Annotated in this window: 25 protein-coding genes and 2 pseudogenes; 22 read left to right on the top strand and 5 right to left on the bottom strand. The window is 37.7% G+C overall.

Annotated elements, in window-relative coordinates:
* Nucleotides 1–181, top strand: a 181-nt coding sequence (locus E4U82_RS20180) for a hypothetical protein (RefSeq protein ID WP_209300599.1), incomplete at its 5' end; no start/stop codon positions are given.
* 28 nt (nt 182–209) lie between these two features.
* Here the strand turns inward: E4U82_RS20180 and E4U82_RS17855 are convergent.
* The 3 genes from E4U82_RS17855 to E4U82_RS17845 all read right to left on the bottom strand — a co-directional run bounded on the left by E4U82_RS17855 (nt 210) and on the right by E4U82_RS17845 (nt 2,365).
* Nucleotides 210–1,409, bottom strand: coding sequence for a tyrosine-type recombinase/integrase (locus E4U82_RS17855; RefSeq protein ID WP_135111549.1), 1,200 nt, complete (start codon nt 1,407–1,409; stop codon nt 210–212).
* Nucleotides 1,369–1,815, bottom strand: a complete 447-nt coding sequence (locus E4U82_RS20500; RefSeq protein WP_280689668.1) for an ImmA/IrrE family metallo-endopeptidase — start codon at nt 1,813–1,815, stop codon at nt 1,369–1,371. Before E4U82_RS20500 ends, E4U82_RS17855 begins: the two co-directional genes overlap by 41 nt.
* Before the next feature lie 172 nt (nt 1,816–1,987).
* Nucleotides 1,988–2,365 carry a helix-turn-helix domain-containing protein gene (locus tag E4U82_RS17845; protein WP_135111547.1) on the bottom strand — a complete coding sequence of 126 codons (378 nt, stop codon included), beginning with the start codon at nt 2,363–2,365 and terminating at the stop codon, nt 1,988–1,990.
* A 172-nt stretch (nt 2,366–2,537) separates the two neighbouring features.
* Between E4U82_RS17845 and E4U82_RS17840 the strand changes: the two genes are divergently transcribed.
* The 10 genes and pseudogenes from E4U82_RS17840 to E4U82_RS17800 form a co-directional block, all read left to right on the top strand.
* Nucleotides 2,538–2,747: a helix-turn-helix domain-containing protein gene (locus E4U82_RS17840; protein ID WP_135111545.1), complete on the top strand. Its 210-nt coding sequence runs from the start codon at nt 2,538–2,540 to the stop codon at nt 2,745–2,747.
* Nucleotides 2,748–2,786: 39 nt separating this feature from the next.
* The gene (locus tag E4U82_RS17835) at nt 2,787–3,098 is read left to right on the top strand and encodes a hypothetical protein (protein WP_135111543.1); all 312 of its coding nucleotides are present in this window, start codon (nt 2,787–2,789) and stop codon (nt 3,096–3,098) included.
* A 49-nt stretch (nt 3,099–3,147) separates the two neighbouring features.
* Entirely contained in the window at nt 3,148–3,963 is an 816-nt protein-coding gene (locus E4U82_RS17830) for a phage replisome organizer N-terminal domain-containing protein (RefSeq protein ID WP_135111541.1), read from the top strand.
* A 12-nt stretch (nt 3,964–3,975) separates the two neighbouring features.
* Nucleotides 3,976–4,755 (top strand): ATP-binding protein, encoded by a 780-nt coding sequence (locus E4U82_RS17825; protein ID WP_135111539.1) that lies wholly within the window; start codon nt 3,976–3,978, stop codon nt 4,753–4,755.
* Between the two features lies 1 nt (nt 4,756).
* Nucleotides 4,757–4,939 (top strand): hypothetical protein, encoded by a 183-nt coding sequence (locus E4U82_RS17820; RefSeq protein WP_135111537.1) that lies wholly within the window; start codon nt 4,757–4,759, stop codon nt 4,937–4,939.
* 101 nt (nt 4,940–5,040) lie between these two features.
* Entirely contained in the window at nt 5,041–5,262 is a 222-nt protein-coding gene (locus tag E4U82_RS17815) for a hypothetical protein (protein ID WP_135111535.1), read from the top strand.
* A complete protein-coding gene (locus tag E4U82_RS17810) occupies nt 5,255–5,515 on the top strand; it encodes a hypothetical protein (protein WP_135111533.1) in 261 nt (86 codons plus the stop codon). The genes E4U82_RS17815 and E4U82_RS17810 overlap by 8 nt, the downstream gene beginning before the upstream one ends.
* A complete protein-coding gene (locus tag E4U82_RS20045; RefSeq protein WP_167751478.1) occupies nt 5,515–5,676 on the top strand; it encodes a hypothetical protein in 162 nt (53 codons plus the stop codon). The genes E4U82_RS17810 and E4U82_RS20045 overlap by 1 nt, the downstream gene beginning before the upstream one ends.
* A 42-nt stretch (nt 5,677–5,718) precedes the next feature.
* Complete coding sequence (locus E4U82_RS17805) at nt 5,719–6,213, top strand: ArpU family phage packaging/lysis transcriptional regulator (protein ID WP_245183639.1); 495 nt, start codon at nt 5,719–5,721, stop codon at nt 6,211–6,213.
* 419 nt (nt 6,214–6,632) lie between these two features.
* Nucleotides 6,633–7,238: pseudogene (locus E4U82_RS17800) on the top strand (IS4 family transposase); the annotation flags it as partial.
* Between the two features lie 1,035 nt (nt 7,239–8,273).
* On the opposite strand, the gene E4U82_RS17795 reads toward E4U82_RS17800, so the two are convergent.
* Nucleotides 8,274–9,032 carry a MurR/RpiR family transcriptional regulator gene (locus E4U82_RS17795; protein ID WP_135111529.1) on the bottom strand — a complete coding sequence of 253 codons (759 nt, stop codon included), beginning with the start codon at nt 9,030–9,032 and terminating at the stop codon, nt 8,274–8,276.
* Between the two features lie 202 nt (nt 9,033–9,234).
* Between E4U82_RS17795 and E4U82_RS17790 the strand changes: the two genes are divergently transcribed.
* The 10 genes and pseudogenes from E4U82_RS17790 to E4U82_RS20370 all read left to right on the top strand — a co-directional run bounded on the left by E4U82_RS17790 (nt 9,235) and on the right by E4U82_RS20370 (nt 18,662).
* Nucleotides 9,235–10,842, top strand: coding sequence for an alpha-glucoside-specific PTS transporter subunit IIBC (locus tag E4U82_RS17790; protein ID WP_135111527.1), 1,608 nt, complete (start codon nt 9,235–9,237; stop codon nt 10,840–10,842).
* A gap of 26 nt (nt 10,843–10,868) precedes the next feature.
* On the top strand, nt 10,869–12,194 hold the full coding sequence (locus tag E4U82_RS17785; protein ID WP_135111525.1) for a 6-phospho-alpha-glucosidase: 1,326 nt from the start codon (nt 10,869–10,871) through the stop codon (nt 12,192–12,194).
* Between the two features lie 156 nt (nt 12,195–12,350).
* The gene (locus tag E4U82_RS17780; RefSeq protein ID WP_135111523.1) at nt 12,351–12,854 is read left to right on the top strand and encodes a PTS sugar transporter subunit IIA; all 504 of its coding nucleotides are present in this window, start codon (nt 12,351–12,353) and stop codon (nt 12,852–12,854) included.
* An 86-nt stretch (nt 12,855–12,940) separates the two neighbouring features.
* A complete protein-coding gene (locus E4U82_RS17775; protein WP_245183638.1) occupies nt 12,941–13,249 on the top strand; it encodes a substrate-binding domain-containing protein in 309 nt (102 codons plus the stop codon).
* A gap of 130 nt (nt 13,250–13,379) precedes the next feature.
* Nucleotides 13,380–14,669, top strand: coding sequence for a PTS transporter subunit EIIC (locus E4U82_RS17770; RefSeq protein ID WP_135111520.1), 1,290 nt, complete (start codon nt 13,380–13,382; stop codon nt 14,667–14,669).
* Nucleotides 14,670–14,706: 37 nt separating this feature from the next.
* Nucleotides 14,707–16,170, top strand: a complete 1,464-nt coding sequence (locus tag E4U82_RS17765) for a glycoside hydrolase family 32 protein (RefSeq protein ID WP_135111518.1) — start codon at nt 14,707–14,709, stop codon at nt 16,168–16,170.
* Between the two features lie 95 nt (nt 16,171–16,265).
* Nucleotides 16,266–16,739: an Hsp20/alpha crystallin family protein gene (locus tag E4U82_RS17760; RefSeq protein WP_135111516.1), complete on the top strand. Its 474-nt coding sequence runs from the start codon at nt 16,266–16,268 to the stop codon at nt 16,737–16,739.
* A 77-nt stretch (nt 16,740–16,816) separates the two neighbouring features.
* Complete coding sequence (locus E4U82_RS17755) at nt 16,817–17,044, top strand: hypothetical protein (protein ID WP_135111514.1); 228 nt, start codon at nt 16,817–16,819, stop codon at nt 17,042–17,044.
* A gap of 139 nt (nt 17,045–17,183) precedes the next feature.
* Nucleotides 17,184–18,197 (top strand): DUF3231 family protein, encoded by a 1,014-nt coding sequence (locus E4U82_RS17750; RefSeq protein WP_135111512.1) that lies wholly within the window; start codon nt 17,184–17,186, stop codon nt 18,195–18,197.
* Nucleotides 18,198–18,206: 9 nt separating this feature from the next.
* Nucleotides 18,207–18,662 (top strand): annotated as a pseudogene (locus tag E4U82_RS20370) (hypothetical protein).
* Nucleotides 18,663–19,233: 571 nt separating this feature from the next.
* Here E4U82_RS20370 and E4U82_RS17740 read toward each other — a convergent pair.
* Complete coding sequence (locus tag E4U82_RS17740; protein WP_135111510.1) at nt 19,234–20,397, bottom strand: hypothetical protein; 1,164 nt, start codon at nt 20,395–20,397, stop codon at nt 19,234–19,236.
* A 287-nt stretch (nt 20,398–20,684) separates the two neighbouring features.
* Here E4U82_RS17740 and E4U82_RS17735 point away from each other — a divergent pair.
* Nucleotides 20,685–21,191: transposase family protein (locus E4U82_RS17735; RefSeq protein WP_167751477.1), on the top strand; the 507-nt coding region annotated here is incomplete at its 3' end.

The following is a 21,191-nucleotide window of genomic DNA, read 5'->3' as shown; positions in this document are numbered from 1 at the left end:
TGACGAATTCCGTTTGTACCTTGAAAAATTAATAAGAAATTCATTCGCAATCGCAGGGATAAACTGGCTGGCAAGGTTATGTAAAAAAGTATTGCCAACTTATGTACTTTTCACTTGCCAAACACAATCGCCCGTAAACCTTGATTTGAGAGTGTTTATAAGAGGTTTAAAGCCTTTGTAACATTAAAAATGTCACAAGAAAGTAACATTTAATTGAATTTTATATTGGAAAGGGCGTTTTCGTATAAGTTGCTAACTTTTGCGGAAGCGTCCTTTTTCATCTTTTTGGTTACATGTGTATAGATTTTCAAAGTCGTTTGTGGGTCATCGTGTCCTACCCTTTCCATAACCGTCGCAAGGTCAACGCCAGCTTCAGCCATCATGCTTATGTGGGTGTGTCTGAAAATATGGGGCGTCGCCTTTTTTTCAATGTTGGTATATTCCATCAGCCTAGCCATCCTCATCACAATATTTTTTTGTATATAAGGATAACCATTCGCTCGGCAAAATACGAAATTACCGTCATGTTCCACTTCATAACGATATTTCATTTTGATTTTTTTCTGACGTTTGTAATGTGATTTAATAAGCTGCATAATTTCAGAATCCACTTCAATCGACCGTATTGACCCATTCGTTTTTGGCGGTGTTAATTCAAATTTGCGCATGTTGTTATCTTCGTTATAGAGTGTTTTTGTAATTCGAACAGTGTTAGTGCTAAAGTTAATGTCAGACCATTTTAATGCACATAACTCTCCGGAGCGCATGCCTGAAAAGGCTAACAGATAGAAACGCTCGATATCTAATTCCTGGCCATTGTCTAAAGTGGCATTTAAAAACTCGTTCAATTCTTCGTTCGTTAAATATTTTTGTTCAATAGGTGCTATCTCAATTTCTTCAACTGTTTTTCGTTTTTTAGGTATTATAACATCGCGATTTGGACTTTCTTTTATAAGCTTATCCTTTATCGCATGCTGAAAAATCATACCAGCTGATGTGTTAACTCCTTGGACTGTAGTCCGAGCATAATTTGGCGAAATGTTATTAATGAATTTTTGATACATGGAGTACGTAATCTTTCCAATTGGGCTTTTTGCCATATAACGGTTTAATATAGCGACTTCTTTTTCGCGGATTCGTACCGTGCTTCTTTTAACACCTGTTTGTTTGTATATTTCCATCCAAGCAGCTGCTACTTGATCAAATGTTATGCGATTTCCAGAATTCTCGTCAATTTTATCTTCTTGAGTCGATCTGACGGCTTTTTGCACACGCTCTTTCGCTTCACGTTGTGTCTTTGCCCGTCGTTTAATTTGTTTTCGCTTACCTGTAGCAGGATCAGGTTCTCCATCAGCAATACACTCCCATCTAATCTGTCCAGATTTCGTTTTGAATTTTTGACAGTACATGATTCATGCCCTCCTTATATAGTTTGTTTTGATACATTTCTAATCGTCTAACAGCGAAATCATATTCAACGTTAAATAAATTCATAATGGTGTCTATCGAGATATAGTTTGTTTTATGTAGCATAAAAGTTGGTACGCAGAAATGGTAAGCAAAATGATTGGCTTGCCATTCCTGCATGTCTAAAAACAAACGATGCAAAGTTAGATGATTTCCACAATGTCTCAAATAATGACCAACTTCGTGACCAAATAACTGCCATTCTCGCTGCTTTGTCGATTTTTGTATTACTAAATCATTTCCGAAACGGAGACTGAATTTGCCGTAATAAATATTTAAATTGAGGTTCGTGGCAATATTATCAATTGTTAATTGTTCTGGTCTATTGATACGGAGAAACTTGTACAAATTCTGTATATAGTCTTCAAGATGAGTATTAATACAACAACCCTCCGTGGGAACATGTGTTCTAATTAAGTATAAAAATAAAGGTATACAATTATATGTACACCATGTGATTTTCGATTTTCCTAAATTCGCTTATCTTCAGTTACTATAGTCTCCGTATTTGGCTGTAGAATTACCTTTTTCCTTTATTCCTTTTAAAATGGAGATATTCAATTGTATCAAGCACTTCTCTTCTTTCCTCATCAGACATGTTTTTCCAATTGTTGAACATTAAGTCAGTTTGTGGATCATTTAATAATTCTTTTAGTTCCTCATCAACCCCCTTGATAGGATCGTCTGTTCTTCCATGAAGATAGTCCGTATCAATATCGAATAAATCAGCAATTTGATTAATGATGTCCAGAGGTGGTGTTTTAGTACCACGTTCATAAGCTGTATAGGTGACTCTAGCCACACCTATTTTCTCAGCAACATATTGTTGGGTCCATTTTTTGTCAGTTTTCTTTAGTTCTTCTCTATAATTTTTCAGACGTTCAGAGAGGAGACTCATATATTATCACTACTTTCCACCTACTACCTACATTATAAAGGTTTCTTTCAGTAACTGCACCCTTTTGTTCCTAAAAGTATAAATTAGTTTTAATTTATTGTTAACAAGTTCCTTTTAGTAACATATTATTATTAGTATAATGTTTCTTTAGGGAACATAAAGGAGGTGCGAAATGAGATTATGGCTCAAAGAAATTCGAGGTGAAAGGGGATATACCCAAAATGAAGTTTCTTGTCTATCTAAAATTTCAAGAAGTCATTATACTCGTATAGAACAAGGAACAAAAAAGCCCTCTGTTAATACAGCAAAAAATATTGCTAATTCATTGAGGTTTAACTGGGTGAATTTTTTCAGTAGTGATTGTCCCAAAAAGGAACAATGATTTGAATTAAAAACTTACATTGCAAGGATGGTGATGGGAATGCCAAACACAACATTCAGTTCGGAAGAAATACAAACATTCGCAAGCGAAATCAAAAAACAATTGGTGCCAATCCTCGTTGAAGAATTAAAGGGATCAGAATTGCCACCATTACTGACAAGAAAACAATTCATGGATATTACAGGGGTTGGTCCTACTAAGTGTAACGAGTTATTCAACCGTGGAGATTTTCCAGTCACGAGGGAGTTAGGCCATCCTAAAGTGCCTACAAAGATGTTTTTCGATTGGTTATACGCATCGGCACAGAATGCACAAGAAGTGCGTATGAAGTATCCATACAGCGCCATTTAAAACATATTAAGTAGAGAAACATGTCTCAAACAGCTAAGGAGAGATAGTAATGCAAGATCTGAAATGGATTAAATTAGATATATCTATGTTTGAGGATGAAAAAATAAAACTAATAGAGCAAATGCCAGAGGCAGATACCATTTTGGTTATTTGGGTGAAATTATTGGCGCAAGCAGGAAAAACCAATGCAAATGGCTATATTTATCTGAATGAAAATATTCCATACACGGAAGAGATGCTCGCTACGATATTCGGTAGACCAGTAAGTACTGTACGACTGGCATTAAAGACTTTACGTGAATTTGGCATGATTCACATTGACGATGATTCCTTTATACACATTACTAATTGGGGAAATCACCAAAACGTCGAGGGAATGGAACGTGCTCGTAAACAAACAAGAAAGCGAGTTCAAAGACATAGAGAAAAGCAAAAAAGAAAGCAATTAGAAAACAAAGATGTAGCTTCTGAAAACGTAACGTTACATGAAACGTTACCTAACGCAACAGAAGAAGAACAAGAACAAGAGAGAAGAAAGAAGAAAGGAGACAAAGAACAAGAACAACAACAGACGTCAGCAATCATTCAATTTTGGGATGGTAACGGATTCGGGTTAAACAATATTCAGGGAAAAAACCAGTTGTTGTCGTGGTTGGATAAATCTTCTTTTAAGCAACCTGAAAAAATCATACGCAAGGCTATGGAGATAGCATGTGCAAATAATAAAAGGCAGTTGAATTACGTTGAGGGGATTCTCCGAAACTGGGAAGACCAATCGTTATTGACGCTGGAAGAAATTGAAAACAACAAAAAAGAACATAAGAAGCAAACTGCTGCGAATGATGGTTATGATTATGGATTTTAGGGAGGTATCCTGATGGAAAGTATCAAACAGAATATAACAAGTCCGGAACAAAAATTACTTCAAGCGTTTGTGTGTGAGGGTTGCCATCAGCACGTATCACAAACCGAATTGATTATCCCTTCTGGACCACGTGAAGGGGAGCGCGTCATAGCCAATTATGGATGCAGATGTGAAGATATCAAGCTGGCAAAGGCAGCCGAACAAAAATACAGTCAGCTCAAACATCGTAACCGGATGGATCGATTTAATTATTATTCACTGATAAATGACTCGCTGAAAGAGGCAACATTCGATAACTTTGATGCACTCGACAGCAACTTAAAGCAGGCCAAAGAAAAAGCATTGGCGTATAGCCATTCATTTGATCGAAAACAGAATCTCTTATTAACTGGCGATTATGGAACTGGCAAAAGTCACCTATCGATTTCGATAACGAAAGCGTTGATGAAAAGAAAGTATGAATGCTTATTTCTCTCCCTTCCCAAACTGCTTACTAAAGTTAAGGGGACCTATAATACGAAAGGTGTTACAGAAGAGGAGCTGTTAAATATTATTCAATGTGTGGATTTATTAGTGCTGGATGATATTGGGGCGGAACAGCAAACAGAATGGTCTACGTCTAAACTTTTCGAGATACTTGATGATCGCTCAGGTAAAGCAACCGTTTATACGACCAATTTAAGCAGTGATGAACTTAAAGAACGAGTGAGTGAACGGAACTTCTCAAGAGTGATGGATAATACAAATGTCATTGTTATAAATGGCTCAGATTATAGAAGGAGGGCGTTTTAATATGTGGCAAGGCATGAAAAGTGTGATGGTCTTTGACCCGAAGGATAGCCAAGTGGAGACCGACAGAAAGTGGCGAGAATGGATGGAACATAAAAGCTCCGTTGGTGACAAATATGTACCAACGGCAGCTGAAACAAGAAAATATCTTAATAAACTGGAAAACAGAAAGCAACGATACGCCTAAATATCCACCTTTCTAATATTCATTAAGATATCTTTCATTATACCATTGTTAGTTAATGTGCGACAACGTTTAATAGATAACCTTAACCGAGGAGGACTAAGATGCGAGCCATTAATAGAATCGAAGAGAGAAAGATCGTGATTGAAGCTGGTTATTCTGAAGCCCATCTTATTTCCGAAGCATTAACGATGTACCGTTTATGGCTGCAGACGTTACATGGTCGGAACAGTGAAGAAGAAATGTTGGTAGGGACGTTAAGGCATACAATTATGAATCCAACGGTGGAACGTGTAACGACATGTAAGGAAGATGACAATGAGTGAGCAAATGATACAGCAATTAAACGTTTATGAATACCTGGGAAAAGGGTGTGATCCTCTTTATAATGTCATTTGCCATATGCAACAAGGGTATTCTGAATGTATTCCAGATATCAACGTGACACTCACAAAAAATCAGCATGGCCTATACGAATTGGCTTCTGAATCGAATCATGAATGCTATTCAAATAAAGAGGATTTATATGATTGTGTCAGTAAGATTATAAATAACAGCTTATTAAGGGGGATATCATGATGTCGCAAGTTGTTCAAGCGTATATGGAACAAGAATGGAAATATTATGATATGAACTTGGCTAAAGCTTTAGAAGCTGTCGAACAAGACGATTTGGAACATGCCTCAATGTATTTTCAACGGATCTCATGGGCATTACATTCATTGGCGAAGCATAATTAAGGGAACCCAAATAAATCATCAATATATAAGGTGTAAGAAAGGGTGAATCATTTCATGCAATTCAGCACGGATGTTGAGAACGTGTTCACACAAAAGGAAATTGAAGAGATTTTAAAAGACGAACAGAATTTCTATATCGAGCATGCTGAAAAAAACTGGTTAAACCGGTATTTTAAAATTAAAGCAATGGCTAACGAAACAAAAGTACCAAGCATTATTTCTTCTATATCCGATATGCCACATGGTTCCAGCAATTTCAAAAAAAGCAAAACGGAAATGTATGCTTTAAAAACAATACAAGCATCTGAATGGCTGGAAAAATTGGATTCAGCCATTCAATCATTAAGTCCAATTGAACAAGAATTGATTGAATTAAAGTATTTGCGAAAACGAAATGATGGATCAAGATATAGTGATGAAGTTATTTATCCCCAATTATATATTGGAAGAAAGAAATACTACAAAATGAAAAGAGAAGCATTAGATATATTGGGGCGCAAACTATATGGGGCTTTTGCTGAAAGAGGATATTCTTAATGATTACTTTTGTTCATTCAGTTAAGATAACGTTATTCGCAATGCTGCTTATATTTTTGTTTATTGCTTTTTCAGTTTTTTGTGGTATTGTGTTTTTGTCTCTCTTTCAGTGGTTTATGCACACTGAATTTTATTTAAACATGGTCAACTCACCTGAATTTTGGATGAGGGTGCTAGGAATTCCATTCGTCATTCTCTTTCTTATTTTTTGCACAAGGATTTAACATGAACCAACTGATTAGCAAATTTGATTTGATCCATGATAATTCTTTTTTAACTCAACCTTCGCATCTAAAAAATATTAATAAACCCTTGATATGAAAGGGGCAATCCAAGAAATAATATTAAAAAATAAACAAAAATACATCCCAATTTGGTAAAATATAGTCACCACAACTAAAACCAGAAAGGGATGTATTATGGCTACTATTTTACCAAACTCTGAACCAAAAAACGAGGCTCACTCTTATATTTCGCGCTTTTTCAAGGAAAATAAACTGGGGACACTGCTTAATCAGGCGAATATTCGAAAAGAAGATGGATTTTCTCCAATGTTCCTTCTCCAGTTTATTTTCTCGCTTATCTTACACGGCAAGAATCTTTATCGTATCCTTGATTCAGATCGCATAGAAGATGCACCTGAAAAAGATACGGTCCATCGTTTCCTCAATAACCCCAAATACAACTGGCGAAAATTTCTTACGTTGTTGAGCAGAAACGTGATTGTAACCAAACTGTTGTCCCTAGTCTCAAGTGACCGCGAACGCGTGCTTATTTTCGATGATTCCTTGTACAGTCGTGCTCGCAGTAAGGCTGTCGAACTGCTTGCACGTGTGCATGATCACACCACAGGGCAGTTTGTCAAAGGTTTTCGCATGCTTACGCTTGGTTGGTCCGATGGGAACACGTTCATGCCATTAGCTTTCTCGTTGTTAAGTTCCAAAAAGCGTCAGAACCGGTTACAGGAGATCAATTCGAACGTTGACAAGCGTACCGTTGGGTACAAGCGACGTCAGGAGGCCCTGCCTCAATTCTTAAGGAAAACATTTCTTAATAAAGATGAATTCAAGGCTCAGGCAGCATAATTGGCTTGTTTTGAATCAAGGCATATCAAGGGTTATGGGCTTATATTATGGTGCGAAAGTTGAGTTTTTTAAAAATCAATATAAAATGAAGTTGCGAAGACTTTCCCCTTTGAGATATGATTATCTTAAACCTGCGTTCCCGGAATGTATAACGAGAAAACACTAAAAAAACCGCTAAAATATTGCCATACCTCTTCAATTTCATCCCATGAAAATAAATTCATTTGTGGTATAATAGCCATACAGATGAACCTCCCAGTCTTTAATTTTGTTAGCGTAACACTATTTTAACGCACTGGTGACAAGGTTTCATCTGTTTTTTTGTATTTTGGGGTGAATTTTGCGAAATAGTACTTAGTAACCGCCCGGAACTCCCGATCTACCGTTTTATATTGGGGGAAAACTTTTTCAGGCCTCCTCTCTAACCCCTGTTTTCACTGGATTTTTGAAACATCGCACTTAGCTCGACCTATTTTCAGGAAATAATTTGAACGTCAATTTCCAGTTCATATTATTTTAAAAATAAAAATCTCCCACGATATGTGGGAGGAATCATTAAAAAGACGACTCAAGAAAACCTTGAGCCGTCTAACTCGGTGAATACCGAGAGCCTATAATATATTGAGGGAGGGAATGCATTTTATACTGCGATTATGTAGGAGTATAAGCTAGTAGGTGGGGCGGGGCTTATGGTGTTGCGGAAGTAATGGTTTCTATGCATTTCCTGGGTTAATTGGGATCAGATCCATACTACATTAAATCGTTAAACTGAGTGTTGTCTTTAGCTGCATTGCTGAGCAAGTGGAGAACTTTGTAGTGTCGTTGTCAGTCACTTCCGATTTTTATAACAATATAAAATGGGTCTGAACTCAATCGAAGATTTATCGGCGCAGCTCCTTCTATATATTTATTTGATATAAAGCGACATTTTGATAAGTTGCCATTAAACAATTCATACGTATTTTGCTTTTCCTTTTAGTTATCCCCAATACCATCGATATATTCCACATATTTACGGAACATATACTCAATTGTGATGTGAAACGGTATAAAGGAGACTATTTCAGTTCCACTTTTACTATTGTTTGCGGTAGTAGTGGCATATATGTTGTATGGAGACATTTGTGCAAGTCGGCTATTTTTAAGATTAGTAATTGAAATAAAATCGAGTCCCTTTGCTGATAATTGTTTTACCTGTGGGATAAGTGACTGCGTGTCTCCAGATAGAGATAAAATAATCACAACATCATTTTCATTGATATTGGAGGAAATTGATTCAAATTCAACTTTATCATGAATGATGGTAATAAATCGATTTATAGTGGCAAATAACCGCTGTGCTTCTATTGCACAGGTTATTTGCGCAGTTCCAGTGCCATAAATAAAAATTCGTTCAGCATTATGAAGTAGTTGACTTATCGTCTCAAAATCAGTAGAGGATAAGTTTTTAAGCGTAACTGTTAAATCACTTTCCAGGACATCAACATGATTTCCGTCGGGTTGCTCGGCTTGTTCCTCCCATTTAATAAAAACACGAAATTCACTATAACCACTGAAACCTAATTTTTTGGTCATTCGGTGGATTGATGAACGTGAGACAAAACATAATTCCGACAATTCATTTATACCGAGGTTACGGGATGTTTCCTTATGATTTAATATATATTTCAAAACTTGGAGATCATTTTTACTCAACTGCTCATAATTTTCATTTATGATTTCCTCTAATTGCATTACAATTCGGCTCCTAAAAGGTATTTAATCAATTATAGTATAGCATAAAATGCAACATGGGAATATTCCCAGTATCTGAAAACGCATCCACATTTTGTTATCCCTTCTCTATATGGTCACAATCTATTGAATCTCTTTTCACTTCGCAATACAATTAAATTGTTAAATGAAAGCGAAAACATAAATAGGGGGTGTACATTTAATGAATGCTATCCGTAGATTTGGGAGTGCTATGATAGTTCCCGTGTTACTTTTTCCATTCTTTGGGATTATTGTAGGACTCGCTGTACTTTTTAAGAATGAGGCTATCATGGGTGATTTAGCTGATCCCGATGGTCTATGGTATCAAATATGGACCTTGATAGAAAATGGCGGTTGGACCGTTTTTAATCATATGGAACTTGTTTTTGTTATTGGCCTGCCAATTTCGCTTGCACATAAAGGTCAGGGAAAAGCAATTTTATCAGCGTTAATGGGTTATTTAATGTTTAATTACTTTATTAACAGTATTTTAACCTTGTGGGGACCGGTCTTTGGCGTTGATATGCAAGGAGAAACGGGTGGAACAAGTGGACTGACAGAGATTGCCGGGATTAAAACACTTGATACTAACATTCTTGGTGCTATTGTTATCTCCGGAATCATTATCTGGTTGCATAACCGCTATTACGACAAAAAATTACCAGAATTTCTTGGTATTTTTCAGGGTGCTCCATTTGTTGTCATGATTTCATTCTTTCTTATGATTCCGCTTGCTTTATTAACAAGCTGGATTTGGCCGGTAGTACAGAACGGTATTGCATCATTACAGGATTTTTTAGTTCATTCCAGTTACATTGGTGTCTGGTTGTTTCATTTCCTAGAGCGGATATTGATACCAACTGGATTACATCACTTCATATATACACCATTTGAGTATGGTCCAGCTGTTGTTGATGGGGGAATGAAGCCATATTGGATTAAGCATTTAACCGAGTATGCGCAATCAACTGAACCCCTCCGCGAACTTTTTCCGGGTGGTGGGTTCTTGTTGCAAGGTAATATTAAGATGTTTGCTTCAATAGGGATTGCACTTGCTATATATAGTGCGGCAAAGCCTGAAAATCGTAAAAAGGTTGCAGCCTTATTAATACCTGCTGCCTTAACGGCAGTATTTGCAGGAATAACTGAACCACTTGAATTTACATTTTTGTTCATTGCGCCTGCACTATTTGCACTTCACGCAGTTCTTGGAGCAACAATGGTCACGATTATGCACGGTTTTGGTCTTGTGTCGGGGACCATGGGTGGTGGTCTGATTGAAATTGCTGCCACCAACTGGATACCACTGTTTGGTAACCATTGGACTGTTTATCTATCACAAATAATAATAGGTATAATCTTTGTATTTATTTATTATTATCTCTTCAAATACTTGATAGTTAAGTTCGATATTCAAATGCCGGGACGTGAAAAATCGGATAACACCGAAACGAAACTTTATACGAAAGAAGACTATAACGCTAGTAAAAAACAAGGTGCCGCTGCATCTGCAGAATCATATGATAGTGAGTATGATCAGAAGGCAGCAGTTTATTTAGAAGGACTGGGCGGTACTGATAACATCGTCAACGTTACTAACTGTGCAACAAGACTGCGTGTCACGGTTGCAGATGCTGATGAAGTTAAGGATGATGCTTATTTTAAAGAGCAAGGTGGGGCCCACGGATTGGTTAAGAATAAAGAAAGTATTCAAGTTATTGTAGGACTCTCTGTTCCACAGGTCCGTGAGTCTGTTGAGTCCTTTATGAATGAACAAAAGACAAACTGATGAAACAAAAGGGAGGAAACAAAAGGATGAAAAAATTTTCTATTACAGTTGCAGGTGGCGGGAGTACATTTACTCCAGGAATTATTTTAATGCTAGTTGAGAATCTGGACAGGTTCCCTATAAAAGAAATCAAACTTTATGACAATGATAAGGGTCGTCAGTCAACTATTGCAGGTGCCTGTGAAATCCTGCTAAAGGAGAAGGCCCCAGATATCAAATTTATCCAAACAGTGGATCCAGAAGAAGCATTCAGTAACATTGACTTTGTAATGGCACATATTCGTGCAGGGAAATATGCCATGCGTGAACAAGATGAAAAAATCCCACTCAAACACGGCGTTGTTGGTCAGGAAACGTGTGGTCCGGGCGGTATTTCTTATGGTATGCGCTCAATCGGTCCGGTTCTTGAACTTATAGATTACATGGAGAAATATTCTCCCGACGCATGGTTTCTAAATTATTCAAATCCGGCTGCCATTGTTGCTGAGGCAACACGACGCTTACGCCCGAATTCAAATATTTTAAATATCTGTGACATGCCGATTGGTATCGAAGAATTAATGGCATCCAGTATTGGTCTAACTTCACGTAAGGAAATGGAAGTCAAGTATTACGGATTAAATCATTTTGGCTGGTGGTTTGACATAAGGGACAAGCAGGGGAATGATTTATTACCACAAATTCGTGAACATGTTTCTAAGTATGGTTATGTTACTGCTGACGAATCTAAACAGCATTCTGATGCCAGTTGGAATAGCACCTTTGCCAAGGCGAAAGATGTTCAGGCGCTAGATCCGGATACACTTCCAAATACCTATTTAAAATATTATTTTTACCCGGATTATGAAGTGGGTCATTCAAATCCTGAACACACACGGACGAATGAGGTTATGGAAGGTCGAGAAAAGTTTATTTTTACAGAGTGCCAAAAAATTATCGATAATCAGACATCGGAAGGTACTGAACTGACGATTGATGAACATGCATCTTATATTGTCGATTTAGCACGTGCTATTGCCTTTAATACAAAAGAGCGTATGCTGTTGATTGTTGAAAATAATGGAGCAGTAAGTAATTTTGAACCAACCGCAATGGTAGAGGTTCCGTGTTTGGTTGGGAGTCAGGGACCAGAACCACTTGTAATGGGAGAAATTCCACGTTTCCAGAAGGGTCTTATGGAACAGCAAGTTGCGGTAGAAAAACTTGTTGTAGATGCCTGGTATGAAAAATCTTACCAAAAACTATGGCAGGCATTAACTCTTTCAAAGATTGTTCCAAGTGCACAAGTTGCTAAAGATATACTAGATGATCTTTATGAAGCCAACAAGGATTATTGGCCTGAATTAAGTTAAAGTGTACTGGCCCCTTCGTTGCTTAAGAAGGGCTTTAGTTACCTCCAACTGTTGCCATCATTTGGATAGCAACAGTTGGATTATTATTTTTGTCATTTCGGATTACTACTTAGAATCATACTTATTAAAGCTTATATAAAAGGTGGCTGAATTATTATGTTAAACAAATTATTTACCAACAAAAGTAAGAAAAATACGATATCTGTTATGGCCCCTGTTGATGGGGAGGTCATTCCACTAACCGAGGTCCCAGATCCTGTTTTTTCCGAAAAGAACATGGGGGATGGGGTTGCGATTAAGCCTACAGGTGGTACAGTTGTTTCTCCAGTTAAGGGAACAATCATTCAACTTTTTTCAACAAATCATGCAATAGGGATTCAAACGGAAAATGGAGCTGAGATTTTAATCCATATCGGCCTCGATACCGTGGAATTGGAAGGAGAAGGATTTAGTTCGTATGTTGAACAAGGATCCAGGGTAAACGTTGGAGACAAACTGATTACCTTTGATGTTGAACTTGTAAAAAGAAAGGCAACCAGTGAAATTATACCGGTTATCATTACAAATACCGATCAAATGAAAGAAATTAGTCCTACTGGGCAAGATACAGTTACTGCATCACAGGATGTATTGATGAAACTCGAAATTGAGAAACATTAACTAAAGCTTTAACGTTAATTTTAATAAATGGTGTTATTTTAATGATTAGTCGCCTATTCGATTATATTGACTCAGGACATGAGGCGATGGGAAACTTTTGTACCAAATCGGAGAAACTGCCCACTGCCACGTTTGCTGTTACAGACAGATTGGCAATTGGTGCGATGAGTTATCTTAAAGAACACGGGATTAAGGTTCCGAATAATATGGCGATTGCTGGTATAGGGAATTCCGAGATATCACAATATCTGGATCCACCGTTAACTACGATTGATTATAAAAATGAAGAGGCTGGTACTGAGGCCGCGAAAAAAATTCTATCGGTTATTCATGAAAAAAATAGCAATAAAAAAATTGTTTTAGATTATGGACTTATTATTCGTGATAGTGTATGAAGGTTGTGGAATCGGTTCTATACGTAAAAAGCAATATGAAATCGATTCCACTCGGAAATTTATAACTTTTTTATCATTTATTTTTCATCAATGTGGAATCGATTCCATGAATTAATAGGAATGAATACGGATGTCGGAGAATAAAAAGATAGCGCAGGAGATAATTAATGCTGTCGGTGGTCAGGATAACATTGATTCAGTTGCGCACTGTGCGACAAGGTTACGAATTATGGTTAATGATAACGAGCAAATAGATCAGGAAAAGGTTGAAAGCATCGATAAAGTGAAAGGTGCCTTTTTCAACTCAGGGCAATATCAAGTCATCCTTGGTACCGGAACTGTTAACCGAATTTATGAGGAAGTGGATAAGATTGGTGTGAACAGCGTAACGAAGGCAGACCGAAAAGAGGAAGCTTCTAAAAAAGGAAATGTGATACAGCGGTCTGTTCGAACACTGGGAGATGTCTTTGTACCTATTATCCCGGTTCTTGTTGCAACAGGTTTGTTTATGGGGTTAAGAGGATTGATTATGCAAGAACAGATTCTTGCATTGTTTGGTCTTACAACTGATAGTGTATCTGATAATTTTATATTATTTACACAGGTGCTGACCGATACAGCCTTTGTTTTTCTGCCTGCACTGGTTGCGTGGTCAACGTTCAAGGCCTTTGGCGGCACACCAATCATTGGGCTTGTTCTTGGATTAATGCTGGTTAGTCCTTCGCTTCCTAATGCCTGGGGTGTAGCCGGCGGTGCTGATCCGCTTTATTTCATGGGCTTTATTCCTGTAGTTGGCTATCAGGGTTCTGTTTTGCCCGCATTTATTGCAGGTATATTTGGCGCTAAATTAGAACGTGTTATTCGAAAACGGGTTCCTGAGTCACTGGATTTAATTGTAACGCCATTTTTAACGTTATTGGTGATGATTGTTGCTGCACTATTTGTTATCGGTCCAATTTTCCATACAGTTGAGGAATATATTTTAAGTGGAACATTGGCAGCATTAGGCTTGCCATTTGGTATAGCAGGTCTGTTAATTGGTTTTTTGCATCAAATTATTGTTATTACCGGAGTACATCATATTTTCAATTTACTGGAGATACAGCTTTTAGAGAAATTCGGCAACAACCCATTTAATGCCATTATAACAGCGTCCATTGCGGCACAAGTTGGAGCTGCTTTAGCAGTTGGCTTAAAGACAAAATCAAAGAAGTTGAAGGCACTTGCTTTGCCATCTTCATTTTCTGCATTTCTGGGTATTACGGAGCCGGCTATTTTTGGGGTGAACTTACGATATGGCAATGGTCAAATACTCCAGTACATTTTAGTAAACATCATTGCAATTGGGGCTGCGTTTGCCCTAACATGGTTGTTTGGATTTTCCGATAAGCAATTGGAATCAAAAAAAATAGCTGAATAGAAACAGAATATTTATCAGTTAGGGAGAAAGGTTATATATGACACATGACAACATGACACCGAAAGAGTTTGTTTATAAACGAATAGATAACTATAAAGATATGGTTGAAAGTGATCCTTATCAACTGCATTATCACCTAATGCCGCCAATCGGACTGTTGAACGACCCCAATGGTTTTGTCTATTTTAAAGGGTACTATCATATTTTCTATCAGTGGAATCCTTTCGAAACAAAGCATGGTACGAAATTCTGGGGACATTATATATCAGATGATTTAGTCCACTGGAAACATGCTCCAATAGCACTTGCTCCTGAGGATTGGTATGACAAGAATGGCTGTTATTCCGGAAGCGCAATTGTCTATCAAGGTACTTTATATTTATTTTATACAGGAAATGTAAGGGATGACGATGGAAATCGGGAATCGTATCAATGTATGGCCGTTTCCAGTGACGGACTTCATTTCGATAAAAAAGGACCAATTATTCATGTGCCTGAAGGTTATACTGCCCATTTCCGTGACCCGAAAGTTTTCTGCAAAGGTGAACGGTGGTACATGGTAGTAGGTGCACAAACAAAGGATGAAAAAGGTGAGGTTGTTTTATTTACATCAACTGATCTTGAGAGTTGGGATTTTAAAGGTCCATTGGCTGGATCTGATCTGAATGGGCTTGGTGACTTCGGTTATATGTGGGAATGCCCGGATTTATTTGAGCTGGATCATCAGGGTATATTAATCGTTTCGCCACAGGGACTTGGTGCGAAGGGATATGAATTTAACAATATTTATCAATCCGGATATTTTGCAGGAAAATTGGATTATCACAACCTGACTTTTGAGCATGGTGATTTTACCGAGCTGGATAGAGGATTTGATTTCTATGCTCCACAAACAACCGTTGATACAAATGGGAGACGGATTTTGTTTGGCTGGATGGGAAATGCGGAAGAAGAGGCGTCCACACATCCGACTACTCAACATAAGTGGATGCATAATCTGACAATACCACGGCAGCTAGATTGGAGAAACGGTAAGTTAGTGCAACACCCAGTTACGGAGCTCCGTGATTTACGGGAAAATGAAGTTAAGTATGAGAATGTCACTGTAAGTAATCAGCGGGAAGCAAAATTTTCTGGCGTTGAAGGTAATGTGTTTGAATTGTGCGTTTCCATAACGGATTGGAATGCAACAGGTTTTACAATTGGAATTGGGAAAAATAATCGAATGGAATATGATCAAACCACGAATACCTTTACGTTGGAAAGATTAAGTTTTGCAGAAAAGAATAAGGTTGAAAGCAGACATTGTGTATTGCAAAAACTGGAGAGTATCCAGGTTTTTAAGGACACGTCCTCGATTGAAATTTTTATAAATAACGGGGGAGTTGTATTTTCTGCAAGAGTTTTTGATGATCCGGAAGATATTGGCGTTATTTTTCGTGTGATAGGTTCGGTGACAATGAACGTAAGAAAATGGGATATGAAAAAGGTTTTATTATAATTTTATGATTGGATGGATAGAACGATGCTTGGAATACCGATGAAGTACCGGAGTATATCATCGGTGAATTTAGTGTGGATAAAAAGTGATTAATAATGGCTGGATTGATTCCTTTCAACCGAAAAAATCGTAATGTGGTTAGTGCAAGCCCAAGGAATCCTTTCAACATGATTGATGACTTCTTTGATGAAGCCTTTAGTGATTTTCCGTCCCTTAGAAGAAACTTGACTACAGACCCATTTAAGGTTGATGTAAGGGAAACCGACAACGAATACCTGGTTGAGGCTGAACTTCCAGGGGTAAAAAAAGAAGACATTAATGTCAATTTAAGCGACGACGGTAGGCTTTCTATTGCTGTAAATCGAAACGAGGATGTTGAGAGCAAAGACGAAGATGGTAACTATATTCACAGGGAACGTCGTTCTGAGGCTATGCAACGTTCTCTCTATTTGGAAAACGCCAAACCAGATGGCGTCAGTGCAAGGTTGGAAGATGGTTTGCTCAAAATTAATGTGACCAAAGAAGAACAGGTAAATAACGATAGCACGCATAGGATAGAAATCGAATAGGTCACAAAACGCTGTTACCCCTCGAACCCTACATTACTTAATGTAGGGGGTCCCTTAATAAATGGGGGTGATATAACATGATTTTACAAGTGATACAAGAACAATACGAGGCTCTTATTAAGTCACATTTGCCTCCAAAACGTAAAAATCAAATGCTTGGTGTTTTGATGTCACGGCTAGAAGAATCATTTTATGTTAGTCCGTTTGAGGAACATCCGGACGAAAGGGTGATGGCCCTGTATAAAAAGATTAATCAAAGCAGAAAAAATATACAAAAACATGGAAATGACGTGGCAGAAAATTAAATTGACAAAGGCTGTCAAAGTAAGCCCCGTGGTCAAGCGGGGGCTTACTTGTTGATTCAATGAGCAAAAATACCAAAAAGGGTCATGAATATTTTGCAGGGTAAGGTAAGATATTTATAAAACCTTGGAGGAATATTTTATGAATACACAGCCTAATCCTGAATTGACCTCGGCAGAAATCGCAAGTCTTTGGAGTAATTATTTAAACGATTCAATGGCTGTACAGACTATTAGTTATACATTGAGCCAGGTCGAAGATGAAGACATACGCTCTGTATTGGAGTTTGCTTTAAGTTTATCCCAGCAACACGTCCAATTTATCGAAAACCTGTTTACCAATGAGCAAATTGCTGTACCCGATGGATTTTCAACCCAGGATGTGAATTTAAACGCACCAAGATTATACACCGATGATTTTTTCCTCTTGTATATCCAAAATTTAGGGAAATTAGGTATGACTACCTATACGATGGCTTTATCTAATGCCGCACGTTCTGATATTGTGCAATATTTTAAACAAAACTTAAGCACATCTGCAGACTTACTGGATCAAGCCACACAAGTAAAATTAACAAAAGGGATTTTTTCAAGAGCCCCCTATATTCCCAAACCTGAAAGAATCGAATACATTAACGACCAACATTATTTGAGTGGGGGATGGTTTAGTGACAAACGCCCGTTAAATGCCATTGAAATTACGAATTTATATTACAATATTGAAAGGAATAGGGTGGGTGCAGCGCTGATTATGGGATTTAGTCAGGTAGCCCAATCGCCAGAAGTTCGAAAGTATATGGTACGAGGACGGGATATATCAGAAAAACACGTGGATATTTTCAATAAAATTATGCACAATGACCATCTTTCAACACCGTCAGTATGGGATGCTCAACCAACGGATTCATCCGAATCTCCGTTTTCGGACAAACTTATGATGTTCCATATTACAACAATGAACACAGCCGGGATTGGTCAATATGGGGCGGCAATTGGAACCAGTCAAAGGACTGACTTGATTGCAACGTACACACGTCTTACAGCTGAAATTGCGAAATACGCCGAAGATGGTGCTAATCTTATGATTAAAAATCGATGGTTGGAAAAACCACCCCAAGCACCGGATCGAAATCAAATTGCAAGAGATAAGGGTTAGGTCTTATGAATGGATAAATTGCTGTGGAGCATCGCATTACCTGGTTTTGGCCAATTATTAAATAAAAAATACATCAAAGGGATTGTACTAATTTTCTTAGAGTTTTTGGTCAACGTACAGTGAAACTTTAACGAGGTCATCCTTTTAAGTTTTCATGGGGAAATAGAAAAAGCGATTCAATATGCAGATTATCAGTGGCTCATGTTCTATCCTTGTTTATACTTTTTTGCCATGTGGGATGCCTTTAAAGATGCAGGTGGCGGAAAAAAGCCATATTCCTTTTTACCATTTGTATTTTCAGCCTATTTTGTGACTGTAGGAACGATCTATTCATCTAAACTAACTTTATCCAGCATATTGCTCGGTCCAATTTGGCTTCCAATATTAAGCGTCATTCCGGGTTTGGTTGTGGGATTCTTATTGCAGCACATCATGATGATAACAAAGCTGGCTAATCAGTTTTAGCTTTTGCATCAGGGGGGTCACAGGCTTGGGTATTACCAACTTTATTCCTTTAACGGGTGCCTTTCCGTATCAGCGCGCGTATTGTACATAAGGGGGTCCTACCGACATTTTGACATCTAACCCGCGCTAAGCCACTTTCTTCCATATGAATCCTTATTATAGGCTCGTTAAGGGGTAATTTTATAATTCTACGCAAAAATCTCACCTCATTAAACCCCTTTTAGAAGCTATGATTCTCCCACTTAGGGCAGTATTTTATCGTAGAATCCATCTACGCTATTTTTAGGTCATTTTTGTAAGAAAATGGATTAGCGTTGTTTTTTTGTCATTATGTTGGCAAGACCGCTATTTCTTCAACTGTTAACTTTTTTTATCAATATTGCGTATTTTTTGTATTCTGTAGACTGAATATTGCGGTATCCAAAATCCATGGAGCTGTACAATTAACCAATTTTTAGATTGCTTATTCAACAGGATGTTCCAGGATGCAGCTTGATAATTTAATTTACTTTAGCCTTTTACATCAAGTGTCGGGGGCTTATTTTTTATGTCCAAGATTGAGTATCTTATTTTAACCATCTTTGGTTTCGTTTCTTTCTTCATCTTGCTGACCCCGATAGTATTTGGAACGTTGGCTTTGTCGGTATCCATACATAATGTTTCGTACCATTTCTTCGTTTTCAAGGCCGACACCAATTGATCCCGCAAAAGTTGCTATGGAAGTGGCCAACCAGGCCAATTTTGTATAATTCCAGAAGCTAACAGATTCGTTTAAATCACCTAATGATTGAAATAAATCCGGCGGAACAAACAAAAGGACTGTCAGCAGGAATAATACAAAAAGCGTAATATAGTAACATAATACTGCTACTGTTAAAGTAGCTACTGTTGTTCGGTTATATAATTTTCTGACATCTTTATCATTATTTATAGCTGGCTTTTCCCACAGATTATGCGAGATGATAATCCATACCACGATACTGAAGATTGCACCAACCATTAAGCCCAAAAAGCGAAAAAGTTCAAATGCTCCACTTAACTTCCATAAAGTAGGGAAAATAAGGCCATAAGCCCCTGTAGCAAAAGCCACTGCAACGACAGGCTTAAATGATGGAATAATGCCCCATGGGCGATTTGCATAGGTCATTCCCGCTAAAACACGCAGTTTAGCCTGAAAACGTGGGCGAATAACAAGATGCAGATCCATTTTTTTACCCATAGGGGTTGAATGTTCACGACGAATCAGTGAAAACAAAAATTGTCTGGATACAGCGCCTTTTTCACGATCAGACATGCCTTCTTTTGCGGTAGCAGCAGTTTTTTTCATACTATTATTCGATTGATGGCTGTGTAACTCTTTTACAACTTGTAGCAATACTTTCCTTATGCGTGCGGTTAAAGGAAAAGATCCAAATGCTGGAATCGATATTTGCCCGACTTGCCGATTATAATCACCATCTGCCACGACCAAATCCTTATCATCAAACAATGGGAGGTCTGTTAAACATATGGCAAAATCCCAGTTTTTTTGCTTTTTTATAGACTCAGTTTCCTCCATCAGTTCTTGCGTGTCTTCAGCTGAGCCAATAAGAGGGTCTGTTGTAACTTCAACAGACCATTTGACTTGATCTGAAACCTTTGCAGATAAGAATTCAGGTAATTTATTTTTGAAACCTTTAGCTAATTTTTCTGGCGTATCGGGACAAGGAATAAGCCCAACAGTTAATCGTAACAATTACCTCACCTCCAATAAATATAAGAATTGGTTCATTTTATTTACCCGATTTTTTTGAATAAACACATAGTGAAAATTTACAATTCATTAACTTGCTGGTCTGAAAAGTAAAAAGATATAAAAAATTATTTAATAAAAATGTAACTCCAATAATTATGGCTCTTCACCAAAATCTATGGCTGACATTTAAAGGGTAATTATGGTAATAAAACCAAATAAATGAAAAAACACCCGTAACCCTACTATAGTGAAAATATGCATAAAACCACAATAGCGAGGTGTTACAGGTGTATTTTCACTATATCAACAAATTGGTTAATATTCCAGAGGTCTGTGTTAAAGACTTGTCATTTGAAGATGATCAAGGAATCGTCTATTTCCTTGTTGAACCTGTCCAATCTGTGCAGGATTGTCCATGTTGTGGCAGCTCTCGCGTAAAACGGAATGGCATCCCTTATCATCGTCGAATCCGCCACTTACCACTGATGGAATGGCGGACCATTCTATTGACTCCATCGATTAATATGACATGCAAGCAGTGTAACGCCCACTTTGTTTGGCAATACGAATTTGTGGGGCCGAAAGAAACCTATAGCCATGCTCTGCAAAACCAATTGATCCAACAGGGACATGGCAATACAGTCAAGGCGATGGCCGGCTTCCAGGTCGTTCCTTATACAACAGCGGAAAGATATTATAAAAATGGGCTTCAGGCAGACAGAGAGCGCACACAAGCAACGTGTATCCAAGATGCGATAGAACGTGACCGGCTGGTGCTGGGCATTGATGATTTT

Origin of the sequence: Lentibacillus salicampi, assembly GCF_004565465.1 — a bacterium.
Classification (GTDB): Bacteria; Bacillota; Bacilli; order Bacillales; family Amphibacillaceae; genus Lentibacillus; species Lentibacillus salicampi.
Note: the sequence above shows the minus strand (reverse complement) of the source record. Positions and strands in the feature narration are given on the sequence as shown.

Bases quoted from the DNA above. Each gene is read 5' to 3' on its own strand.
- E4U82_RS17855 (WP_135111549.1), bottom strand. From the start codon at position 1,409: ATGTACTGTCAAAAATTCAAAACGAAATCTGGACAGATTAGATGGGAG.
- E4U82_RS17845 (WP_135111547.1), bottom strand. From the start codon at position 2,365: ATGAGTCTCCTCTCTGAACGTCTGAAAAATTATAGAGAAGAACTAAAG.
- E4U82_RS17840 (WP_135111545.1), top strand. From the start codon at position 2,538: ATGAGATTATGGCTCAAAGAAATTCGAGGTGAAAGGGGATATACCCAA.
- E4U82_RS17835 (WP_135111543.1), top strand. From the start codon at position 2,787: ATGCCAAACACAACATTCAGTTCGGAAGAAATACAAACATTCGCAAGC.
- E4U82_RS17830 (WP_135111541.1), top strand. From the start codon at position 3,148: ATGCAAGATCTGAAATGGATTAAATTAGATATATCTATGTTTGAGGAT.
- E4U82_RS17825 (WP_135111539.1), top strand. From the start codon at position 3,976: ATGGAAAGTATCAAACAGAATATAACAAGTCCGGAACAAAAATTACTT.
- E4U82_RS17820 (WP_135111537.1), top strand. From the start codon at position 4,757: ATGTGGCAAGGCATGAAAAGTGTGATGGTCTTTGACCCGAAGGATAGC.
- E4U82_RS17815 (WP_135111535.1), top strand. From the start codon at position 5,041: ATGCGAGCCATTAATAGAATCGAAGAGAGAAAGATCGTGATTGAAGCT.
- E4U82_RS17810 (WP_135111533.1), top strand. From the start codon at position 5,255: ATGAGTGAGCAAATGATACAGCAATTAAACGTTTATGAATACCTGGGA.
- E4U82_RS20045 (WP_167751478.1), top strand. From the start codon at position 5,515: ATGTCGCAAGTTGTTCAAGCGTATATGGAACAAGAATGGAAATATTAT.
- E4U82_RS17795 (WP_135111529.1), bottom strand. From the start codon at position 9,032: ATGCAATTAGAGGAAATCATAAATGAAAATTATGAGCAGTTGAGTAAA.
- E4U82_RS17790 (WP_135111527.1), top strand. From the start codon at position 9,235: ATGAATGCTATCCGTAGATTTGGGAGTGCTATGATAGTTCCCGTGTTA.
- E4U82_RS17785 (WP_135111525.1), top strand. From the start codon at position 10,869: ATGAAAAAATTTTCTATTACAGTTGCAGGTGGCGGGAGTACATTTACT.
- E4U82_RS17780 (WP_135111523.1), top strand. From the start codon at position 12,351: ATGTTAAACAAATTATTTACCAACAAAAGTAAGAAAAATACGATATCT.
- E4U82_RS17775 (WP_245183638.1), top strand. From the start codon at position 12,941: ATGGGAAACTTTTGTACCAAATCGGAGAAACTGCCCACTGCCACGTTT.
- E4U82_RS17770 (WP_135111520.1), top strand. From the start codon at position 13,380: ATGTCGGAGAATAAAAAGATAGCGCAGGAGATAATTAATGCTGTCGGT.
- E4U82_RS17765 (WP_135111518.1), top strand. From the start codon at position 14,707: ATGACACATGACAACATGACACCGAAAGAGTTTGTTTATAAACGAATA.
- E4U82_RS17760 (WP_135111516.1), top strand. From the start codon at position 16,266: ATGGCTGGATTGATTCCTTTCAACCGAAAAAATCGTAATGTGGTTAGT.
- E4U82_RS17755 (WP_135111514.1), top strand. From the start codon at position 16,817: ATGATTTTACAAGTGATACAAGAACAATACGAGGCTCTTATTAAGTCA.
- E4U82_RS17750 (WP_135111512.1), top strand. From the start codon at position 17,184: ATGAATACACAGCCTAATCCTGAATTGACCTCGGCAGAAATCGCAAGT.